Origin of the sequence: Salipaludibacillus sp. CUR1, assembly GCF_021028955.1 — a bacterium.
Taxonomy (GTDB): domain Bacteria; phylum Bacillota; class Bacilli; order Bacillales; family Salisediminibacteriaceae; genus Salipaludibacillus.
Genome location: NZ_JAIWPE010000046.1, coordinates 1 through 10,929, shown reverse-complemented (window position 1 = coordinate 10,929; position 10,929 = coordinate 1). Strand labels below are relative to the sequence as shown.

Sequence of the window (10,929 nt, the reverse complement as noted above, 5' to 3'; positions counted from 1 at the left end):
CGGTTTAAAGGAAAGGAGGATCACATGGACCAGTTATACATATTTGATTTAGACGGGACGTTGTATGAGGGGACAGATCATTTTGATTACTATGCATCGCTCCTTATGAAGGATGTCGATGATTCGATGCGGGCTCAGTTTCAGAAAGACTATGAGAAAATGAAAAACGGCGAGCATCCAGTGAAAATTGGAAAAGCTTACGATGTCCGTCACGATCTTGCCGTGACTGTGGACCCGATGACCCTTAAAGCTGCAGAAGCACACAGGTGGGACGGCACGCTGGTGGAAAACCTTGAATCCATTTACGGCAATGAGCCAGTCGAATTTGATTTCGAGAACCTGGTTGCGATAGGGGACGGGTGGTGGCTCCCGTTTGCCTGTGCAAAACATTATGGAGTGAAAGACTGCTACCCCAGGTACTTGCAAACGAAAGAGTATATGGTCAGTGAAGCATTCACATTAGAAAAGATCCCTCATCTGCGCGAATTTTTATTGCAATTGAAAAAAGAAAACCAAATCGTCCTTATGACTAACAGTGACAAAGAAGATGTCCAGCGCCTTTTAAAGGAACTGGATTTAGCAGGGGTGTTCAGCCATATCATTTCCTCGGCACAAAAACCATCTTTCACGAAAGATATCTTTATGGAATTGCATAAAATGTACAATATACCTCTTCACCGCATAGTTTCCGTAGGCGACAATTTTTTAAATGAAATTGCTCCAGCGCTGCTGCTCGGTATGAAAGCAGTCTACATTTCCGAGCATCCCCTTTCGATGTCCCATGATAACTTCCATCAAGTCAGCACACTAACCGAGTGGATGGAAAAATAAGGGGGGACAGACCCCCCAGCTATTCCCAGTATGCAGTTTATTTTCATTTTATTGGGGCTATGGGTACACTAAGGGTAAAGGAGGCGATAAACATGTCCGATGAGAAACAGGAAATGGTCGATCGCGTCTATGCAGAACTGGAAAAGGTGATTGACCCGGAACTTGGAGTGGACATTGTTAACCTGGGACTCGTGTATAAAGTCGATTTGGACGACGACCAAAACGTTTTTATCGAAATGACCTTGACGTCAATGGGATGCCCGCTTGCCGGAACGATTGTAAGTGAAATTAAAAACGCGTTAAAAGAACTTCAGGAAATTGGCGAAATTGGCGAAGTGGACGTTGAAATTGTATGGAGCCCGCCTTGGGACAAAAAAATGATGTCACGTTATGCGAAAATCGCTTTAGGAGTCGCCGACAACTAAATTTGAAAATGCAAAACCGCAGCCCCTGTGACGACAGGGACTGCGGTTTTAATTTCACAAAGGGGTCAGCCCCCCCATTTATTTCCTTTTTTAATACTGAAATTTGCCGGCGTTTTCCTGGAGGTCTTCTGCGAGCTTAGCCAGGGTTTCGCTTGAACTTGCGATTTCTTCCATTGAGGCTGTCTGCTCTTCGACTGCCGCAGAGATTTCTTGTGTACTTGCGGCGTTTTCTTCTGATATGGCAGAGAGATTTTCCATGACACGGATGATCTCTTCTTTTTTACCATTTAAATGAACTCCCGAATCGCTTAGTTGCTTTAAAGTGGCTCTCATCCGCTCGATCGCTTCCGCGACGCCTTCAAAAGTGCTCGTTGTGTGACTCACACTTTCTGACTGGATGCGTGCCATTTCTTTCGACTCTTCCATTTTATCCGCGGCTTTATCTGTTTTTTCCCCGAGTGTATGAATGATCCCGGAAATCTCTTCGGAAAATTTATTTGACTGCTCCGCCAGCTTCCTGATTTCTTCAGCCACTACAGAGAAACCCTTTCCAGCTTCGCCCGCTCTTGCGGCTTCAATAGACGCATTCAGTGCGAGCAGGTTAGTCTGTTCAGAAATGCTCTTGATCATGCCACTTGCGCTGTCGATTTTCTCTGTATTTTCGTTTGTTTCGGAAATGATGCGATGTACATCTTCTGTCACGTTGTTATTGGCTGTTGTTTTTTCCACCAGCTCCGCAGCCAGAGCCATCCCTTTATCTTTTAACGCCGCCATCTCAGCAGCAATGCCGTTTAAACTTTCAACATACGCCTGATCCTGTTCGATAATGGCGCCGAGATCATTCACTTCCTCAGCCCCTTTTTCCGTATCAGCCGCCTGGTCAGAAGCGCCTTTAGAAATATCTTCAATTGTTTGCGCTACTTCCTCGGCAGCTTTCGCAGACTGGTCGCTCGTCGCGGTCAGTTCCTCTGAAGAAGATGCTAACTGTTCAGAAGCAGAGGTGACATTTTGCAGCAGCCCGCTTAAATTATCTTTCATCTTTGAAAAACTGGCTGAGATCTGCCCTATTTCGTCATTTCGGGTTTCCTCACGGCTGTCAGCACGGAAATCTCCCTGACCTGCACGGTGGAGGCTGTCCTGAAGCATCTGAATCCGCGACTTGATTTTTCTAGTGAAAAAGATCAGCAGAACAGCAATCAATCCAAGTATGACCGCAAGGATAATAGTAATCATAGTAATAATTTCAGACATGATCGAATTAATGACTTCCTGGGAAGCGGCTGTGAAGAGCATCCCGACGATCTCCCCGTCGGCCGAAAAAACCGGCCGGTAGGCAGTTTGAAGCTCGGTGCCGAGAATATCTGCGTCACCGTAATACATTTCCCCTTCACCAAGAACGAGCTCTGTCACTTCCCCTTCTGCTTCAACCGTCACCGCCCGTTCGTCATTAATAATTAAATTTGTTGTGACCGGCTGCCGGCCTTGAAAAATGGTCACCAGGCCGCCTGTCATATCAGCTATTTCATCAGCCAGTTCGTAATCTTCGTTAATCCTGTGGTCCCCTTTATACAGCTCGCCATTTTGAATCTGCCATTGGCCGTCAAACCTTTCATCTAAATAATGATACGCAAGATTCAGATCAGACCCCGCTTTTTCAGCAGCAAAACTTTCTATTCCGCTCCTTACTTCAGAAAAGGTCACCGCAATCAATATGGCCGACAACCCTATAACTGTTCCAAACATAAGCAATTGAAACTTTGTAAGTATTTTCATGTTCCTAAACAATCATTCCACCCCGCCTTTTAATTCCAAAATAATACATCCAAAGTATTATTTTAGACAGGAAAAAGCCAGTAAACATCCATAAATCATGCAAAATTTCATAGGACTTTTTAACATTCGGGGTCAGACCCCCCAGTATTTTACAGGCACACACATTTGGGGTCAGACCCCCATTTATTTACAATCGCTGGATGAGCGGGAGGAATGAGGCGCCGATGACGCCTGTTTTCGTCCCTAAGCGGGCAGGCTCAATCATGACGGAGTTTTCTAAACTGGCGTACACTTTTCTTTTTACCGCCGGCTTCAGGTGCGGCAGGATAATTTCTTTTCCTTGCATGACACCTCCGCCCAGTACGATCATTTCAGGATTGATAACATGGACAATATTTGCGATCCCCGAAGCTAAATGCCCGATCCACCTGTCAAAAATCCTTAGAGCCTCGGCATCTTTCTTTTCAACGAGCTGTAACAGATCTTTTGCGCCTTCCTCCAGTCCAAACACTTCTTTCACTTTTTTCTTCACCGCCGTACCGGAAGCAAGCGACTCCCAGGCTCCCTGATTCAGTCCTGCCTGGGCGGCTCCTTCCTCGGAAATAATCATGTTGCCCACCTCACCCGCACTGAACTGGGCACCTGAAAGGAGCTGTCCGTTTAGCACAATACCAGCTCCGATTCCTGTACTGATCGTTATGTAGACAAGACTTTTGGCATCACGGCCTGCTCCTGCAATATACTCCCCGACTGCTGCAGCATTGGCGTCATTTTCAAAAAGGCATTTCATCTCTGTCTTTTTTTCGAAAGCATCCACAAACGGAAAGTCGTGCCAGCCCGGCAAGTTAGGCGGATCCAAAAACAGCCCGCGGGCTAAATCCATCGGTCCCGGAGCCGCTACTCCGACTGCTTCTTCAGCCTCCTCTTGCCAATCAGCTGTCATTTCACTGATTGTATTAATGCCTTCTTCCGGCGTGTTTGGCGTCTCTATTTCCCGGTGGTCAACCACGTCCCCACGGTCATTAATCAGCCCCGCTTTAATCGACGTGCCGCCAATATCTATCCCTATCCGTTTTATCTCATCTTTCACATGAGCCCCTCCTTCTTTTTCTGTACCAGAAAGCCGATTTCAAAGGTTCGGCGCCAAGGACCATTATAGCCGTTCCCGCAGTAACCTTATTTGCCGGCCAGCCCTTCAAATTAAACCTTACTTTTAATTCTATAATTTTACCTTGTTCCCATCCATCCTGACTAACTAACTTTCATCAAAAAAAAGAGTCACCCCGCTTACCCTCTCTCCCCCCGAATGCTCCTGCCGCTCACAATTTTCCGACAGACCAGCTTTCCAGACAAAGAAGGGGCCGCACTCAAAAGATTCACTTTTGAGACAGCCCCTGCTCTTTTAACTTACTTTTTAAGATCTCACGTTTTAATCTGCATTAATAAATAACTTTCCTTCCGCAAGAGCTCTTGATTCATTCCCGAAGCTGTCGCGTGCGATGACTTCCACTTCAGCTCCCGGTGCGACTACATTTGAGGTGGCTGTGTAATAGCCGACATAGTAGCCTGGCTCCTGTTCCTGCATCGGAAGTTCATTAACGTTTTGCTGACGCCCTCCGGAAGGCAGGTTCGTAAGAGGCATTCTGATAACAAATGAAGCATCCAGTCCTTCTTCTGCATGGAAGCTTACGAGAACGGTTTCGCCTGCTGTAAGCTCAGTGTCTTCTTCAGGCGTCACATTTGTAAGCTCGTAGTCTCCGAAATTGGCGTACACAGTCAGCCTCTCTACTGTGCGGTTGCCTGCCCGGTCTACTGCAGCGACGCGGATCGTATTTTCTCCTTCATCAAGAAGAATACGGTGTGAGAAGTTTCCATCTTCATCCAGGTCTGCACGCTCACCGTTTACGTTTACCCGGCGGAGACTTTCGTCAGTTGCCGTGCCTTCTACACGTATAGCTTCACGGTTAATTTGATCACCGTCCGCAGGGCTTGTAATGACCAGCTCTGGAGCATCCTGGTCCAGGATCACTGTCACAGGCTCAGATTCGCCTGTCCGGCCAGCGTCAGTACTGGCGGAAGCTGTCAATACATTTTCGCCTTCTTCGAGCGGCAATTCAACTGCAAACTGGCCGTTCTCGTCCGCAGTGGTCTCAGCTCTTTCCTCCCCGTTATTGGAAAGGTGCACGTTGACTTCCGGAGAAGCCTTGCCTTCAACCAAAATAACCTCTTCGTTTGTATACTCATTCTCTTCAGGAGAAGTAATCACAGGGACTGACACTTCATAATTGACTAAGGCCCTGATCATGTAGTTCCCTTCATCTTCAGGGGTTTTGGAGAACGCCCCTCCAACATACTGCCAGTTACGTCCGGAATATGGACCGTCTTCGTCTGTTCCCAGACCCGGCGCATAAGGGTTTGGCTCTGTCTGGATATACATTAAATAGAAGTCTCCTTCTACAATAATCCCCTCTGCTTCTAAATCTACATGGGTCCACGAACCGTCACGCATGGCTTCCCCGTCAAACGGGCCGGCAATCATATTTCCAGGGGCTCCGTCCGAACCAGACGCGTCATATACGGCTACCTGGAAGTCAGTTCCACCCGGGTCTGGCCACTCTGTATCCCAGAAGCGGAATAAACCGCCGGTAACGAGGGCCCGTTCCTGACCTTCTTCAAGTGACATTCTTACAGCCCAGCCATTTCCGGCATCGAAGAACGCCCGCGCGTTTTCAGCTGTGCCGTCATCATAGGCGATTTCACCCGGGAAGCCGATGAACGGAGTTAACGTAAAGTCTGCAGACGTCACTTCGTCTCCAGTAATCGTCACTTCTGTTTCACTGCTGTAAAAAGAAGGAGCGAAAGCTTGAAGCGTATAAGTGCCTTCATAAGCTTCAAGGGTAAATGTTCCATCCTCGTCTGTGTAAACCGGAGCTACACGCGGATCCTCTTTTAACAGTAATGCAGCACCTTCAATCGGCTCTTCTGTCGCTTCATTCCAAACGGTACCGCTAACGGTTCCGGAATCAAGTTCTTCCAGTATAAAGTGAACTTCTGCCGCCTCATCAGCACCAAGAGAGACTGTCTCTTCAGCAGCATGGAAACCGTAAGATTCGGCACGAACTGTAAAATCACCAGCAGGATGCATCATGCTGAAGCTTCCATCTGCCGGATTAGTCTGCACAGACCGCTCAGATTCAAGTACAGATACAGTTGCTGATAGAGGAAGTCCTCCACCGCCGTCAGTTTCAGGCTCTTTTTCCTGGCCGCCACGGTCTCTGCCACGGCCTTTACCAGGGTTATCTCCTCCATGTCCAGGCGGCATAAATGATGCCCCTTTACCGCTTGGCGAAGAATGTTCTTCCGGATCTGTCCTTCCCCTATTCTGTGCTGCAGCTCCCGATCTGCCTGGGCGAGAGGTTTCTTCCGCATCAGCACTTGTACCAGTGCCAATGACTCCCAGCTGCATATTCGTTCCTTCAGTATCCGCTCCCTCATCAGTTAAAGATACATCGTCAATATACCAGCCAGTGCGGGAAATAATAAAATCAGAATACGCATTGAAACCGACTACGATCCGTTCGCCTGCATATTCGCTTAAATCAACTTGCGTTTCAACCCACTCCTCAGACAGCCCATTGACCGTGTGAAGGGTTTCCCAGGAATCCATACCATCTGTCGAGACAACTAGATAACCATAATCGTAATTCTGTTCGAAATTAAACCATTCTTTATACTCAAGGTAGAAATCCCCGTCATCCGGCACTTGGACCGGAGGCATAACAAGCGTCGCATTCATATTATTCGGATAATCACCTGCAAGGTTTGTAGCGTACACATTGTCTCCTGCATAGGCTGATCCAGGCCCTGAAGTTGGTTCACCCCACTCCCAGCTGTCTTCGTCACCGAAGCTCATCCAGCCGACTGGGTAATTTTCAAAATCCTCATGATAACCAGAAGAAACAGCTTCTTTTACCGCCACTTCATACACCTCTGTCTCCACCGTGTTACCGCCAAAATCATCGATCGTCCAGAAATACCGGACAGCCGGAGCATCGATGTTATTTCCAGGAATGGATGCTGTATAAGTACCCTCCCTGTAATTTCCGCTGCTGCGCTCTCCGTCAACTTTTACCCACTCCCCATCAAGCTCGTAGGAAAGTTCCACAGATGTCACACTCACATTGTCTGAAGCGTAAACTTCCAGCGGAAGGTTAAGACCTTCATATGTTTCATCAGGCGCCGTATGTTCATAAGTTGGCGGTTCATCGTCCTCGCCTTCCTGAAGCACACTTCCTGAAATCGAGCCAATGCCATCCATCACACTCATGACCGCATCATAGGCATTAATAATCCCGTGCCCGTATCCATTGTTAGGCGACTCAGAGAACTGGCTGTCTGTCTGCGGTTCTGCTGTATTCATAATAATTTCTTCAAGCATGTCTACAGACAGTGAGGAATCCGCTTGAAGAAGTAAAGCAGCAAGAGCAGATGCATGGGGACCAGCCATAGACGTTCCGTTCCATCCGCCTTCATATTCGCCGCCAGAAACTGCAGAACGGATATTAACACCCGGTGCGCTCACTTCCGGCTTAATTTCATCATATGGAGAAGGTCCTTGCAATGAAAAGCTCGCAAGCTCATCATTTGCATTTGTAGCACCAGTAGCAAACGATTCAGGATAGTTTGCCGGAGTGGCTACTGACCCCGGCCCGCCCGGATTGGCCATCGTCGTATTACCGGCAGAAAACTCAGGGAAAATCCCGGCAGCCCGCCAGTTTTGAACCATTGGACGGTACCACTCATCCATTCCTGGTCCGCCGCCCCATGAGTTGTTCACCACATCAGGGGCCTTCTCAGGATGAGGGTTTCCCTCGTCATCTGTTGGAGCAATAATCCATTCACCTGCAGCAAGAAGATCGACATCTGTCCCGCCAGCTGCCGTAAACGCCTTGACTCCAATCCACTGGGCTCCCGGTGCGACACCGATTTTATTTGAGCCGTCTTGCTCCACACCAACCATCGTCCCCGTCACGTGGGTTCCGTGATCAAGATCATCGTAAGGTGTGTCCGCATCTGAAGTCGCATCAAACCAGTTAAATTCATGGGTGACTTCACCGGTATCAGAATGGTAGCCCCGATACTGATGCTTTAAAGCCGGATGATCCCATTCTACCCCGGTATCAATGGATGCGACTACGATTCCTGATCCATCAATTCCCAAATCCCATACCTGAGGGGCCTGAACCCTTTCAATATTCCACTCAACTTCAGAATCCGCCGTCTCAGGCAAATCCGCCGGTGCGTTTTCATCTTCTACATTTGTCCGGCTTGTTTCATGCAGCTGCCTCGTCTCATTCGGCAGAATTTTATCAATCTCAGTAAACTTCTTTAAAGACTCTACCGTCTCTTTTTTAGCAGTGACCGCCAGAGCATTTACAATGTAAAAAGGTTTAACTTCCTTTACATTTCCTGCTTCCTTCTCTCTGGACAGAAACTCTTTCAGCTCAACTTGCGAAGCCATCGCAGTTGAACGCAATTCAGAAACGATCGCAGTCCGCTTAGCAAGCGTTAAATCAGAAGTATGATTGACCTGAATTTTATTAGCCGCCACATCCTCCGCCACTTGCTCTGTATCTACCTGATCCTTCATTTTTATAAGAAACGTCACATACTCATCTTCCTCAAACTCTTTCATTAACCGCCCGCTTACATCCACAGCTGCATCCTTTTCCGTGTCCTTCAAATAGGACGTCGAAGCAGAGGAAGACTGGGCACCAGCAGGGTAAGGCAGCAACAACGGCACCATCAGCGCAATCACCATCAGCCACACAATCCATTTGCGCATTTTTCGCTTTTCCGGCAAACTAACCACTCCTTTTTTTGTTTAAAAATAAGGGTGAAGATTTCAGCAGTCCATTCATCCACCTGACCTTGCAGCATCCCGCCAGGGTCTCACCGCACTATAAACCTTGTAATTATCCAGGGTAAAAATGCCACGTAAACACAGCAGCCTTGGCACTTTTATTGCCCCTGCTTAAAATCGTTTGGACGCGGCTGAATAATTAGGAATTCCAGCTGCTTCCCGGCCGTACGGCACCTGAAAAAGTTATAGAAGCTTTATAAAATTCTGTTGTTTTTTATTCAGAGAGAAGTAAATCTGGGGTGCAGGTGAAGAATTTAAGGTAAGTCACTGCGCTTTTAAGTAGAATTCTTGAGGTGAAGGAAGTTAAAAACATCTAATTATGTTTGAGGGGGCGGAAAGCTGCTGAGCCTTTGGGTCAGCTTCCCAATCGTGTTGCAGGATCACTGGTTTCAGAGTGAGGCTTTCTCTTGGATCGGAAGCAGCCTCCTGACTATTTTTACTGCCCTCCTTTCTTCAATATTTGTTCTATTGAGTGAAGTCTTGCTGCTAATGAAAAGTGTATAGTTCAATTGACATAAAATCACTACTTTTAATAAGAAATAAGACTTAAGTTTTCTGAAAAAACAAAACTATAGTCTTTTAGTTTGGAAATATTTTCTATAAAAAATTTACGATAATACCATTAGACTAATTATTAAAATATTTAGCATATCACGTTAAAATAATTGACGAATCAACTAACTTTTTCTTACTTGCTTGAAGGAGTAAAGACCTAATCCATAATACCTTCCTCTCCAGATTTTAATTAAGTGTATATAGGTACTAAAAAGATAAGCAGTCTAAAAGGTCATTAAAAACTATTGAGCCTGTCGAAAAAGCGGGTACAAAGAACGGACGATAATTTGATATAACGTTGTGGGACCTGCCGGCACAAAATAAGGCTTTTTCACCTCTTAAATTTTCGAGATTAAATGATGGAACCCTATAATGACAGGAAAAACAGGAGACACGAAAAAAACAGGAAGGGTCATCTAAAAGGGGGACAAATCCGGGACTTTTAACTTCCTGGCAGAATACAGTTTGAGAGTGGAGGTAAGGCTTTCTCACTTTCAGGTCCAACAAAAAAAGCTGCGAGACGACCGTCGTCTCACAGCTTTTTTCTAATCCAGCCTGTTTCTGTTTTCATAGTCGAGCTGAACCCGGCTCGCAGTAGCGTGTTTCTGGTCAAGGTATTTACCTTCATACGGTTTCGCTTCCTGATCCACTTCAGCCAGAACGAGCTGGCAGATACGCCGGTTAACATCCAGTTCAATCGGCAGGCGGTTCGCATTAAACAGTTCCAGTGTAATATGGCCGCGAAAACCCGGATCAACCCAGCCTGCATTCTGGATAAACAACCCGAGCCGGCCAATTGAGCTTCTCCCTTCGACAAACGCTGTTAAAGATGAAGGGATTTCTATGTACTCTTTCGTTGTGGCCAGCAGAAATGACTGCGGAGGAATAACAATGGATCCCCGGTCGCCCACATCAATTTCGCGGTAGGCCGCTTCAGCAGTTAAAGACAGTTTAGTGCTTAAATGATCGTCAATCACGAGAAAATGATGTCCGAGCCGCAAATCGACTGAGGCTGGCTGGATTTGTTCAGAGGTCATTGGTTTGATGACCATTTCTTCATTGGAGAGTTTTTCTGAAATTGTTTTGCCGCTTAAAATCATCGTCCATAGCCTCCTTGTACACCTTTTTATTAATCTTATTTTATCATGCCTTTTATTTCAACTCTATCTTTACGGTAATTAAAAGAGGCCGTGACAAAACTAAAAACAAGTTTGTCAAAGACGAACAATAATTTTACCAGACATTTTGAAACGTGGGTCACTTTTAGTTTTACCACATATTAAAATCCCCAGCTTTCTTATTGAAGGACATAAGGCGGCGACGCCCGAGGGGTTAAGGCTGAAGATCCAATTCAACGAAGCTCCAGGCTGAGTTGAATTTAGCTGAGGACAAGCCCCTGGGCAAGCGCCCGCCTGGCGAACT

General features: G+C 46.7%; 6 protein-coding genes. 2 read left to right on the top strand and 4 right to left on the bottom strand.

What is annotated here, in order from left to right; genetic code table 11:
- Window positions 1-24: 24 nt before the first annotated feature.
- Complete coding sequence (locus K8O68_RS09685; protein WP_230896692.1) at window positions 25-831, top strand: HAD family hydrolase; 807 nt, start codon at window positions 25-27, stop codon at window positions 829-831.
- A gap of 92 nt (window positions 832-923) precedes the next feature.
- On the top strand, window positions 924-1,256 hold the full coding sequence (locus K8O68_RS09680) for a metal-sulfur cluster assembly factor (protein ID WP_093054420.1): 333 nt from the start codon (window positions 924-926) through the stop codon (window positions 1,254-1,256).
- 90 nt (window positions 1,257-1,346) lie between these two features.
- Here K8O68_RS09680 and K8O68_RS09675 read toward each other — a convergent pair whose 3' ends face one another.
- The 4 genes from K8O68_RS09675 to dcd all read right to left on the bottom strand — a co-directional run bounded on the left by K8O68_RS09675 (window position 1,347) and on the right by dcd (window position 10,607).
- Window positions 1,347-3,041, bottom strand: a complete 1,695-nt coding sequence (locus tag K8O68_RS09675; RefSeq protein ID WP_230896691.1) for a methyl-accepting chemotaxis protein — start codon at window positions 3,039-3,041, stop codon at window positions 1,347-1,349.
- 175 nt (window positions 3,042-3,216) lie between these two features.
- Complete coding sequence (locus K8O68_RS09670) at window positions 3,217-4,119, bottom strand: ROK family protein (protein ID WP_230896690.1); 903 nt, start codon at window positions 4,117-4,119, stop codon at window positions 3,217-3,219.
- A 339-nt stretch (window positions 4,120-4,458) separates the two neighbouring features.
- Window positions 4,459-8,874: a S8 family serine peptidase gene (locus K8O68_RS09665; protein WP_370640514.1), complete on the bottom strand. Its 4,416-nt coding sequence runs from the start codon at window positions 8,872-8,874 to the stop codon at window positions 4,459-4,461.
- Window positions 8,875-10,052: 1,178 nt separating this feature from the next.
- Window positions 10,053-10,607 carry a dCTP deaminase gene (gene dcd, locus K8O68_RS09660; RefSeq protein ID WP_230896688.1) on the bottom strand — a complete coding sequence of 185 codons (555 nt, stop codon included), beginning with the start codon at window positions 10,605-10,607 and terminating at the stop codon, window positions 10,053-10,055.
- Window positions 10,608-10,929 lie beyond the last annotated feature (322 nt).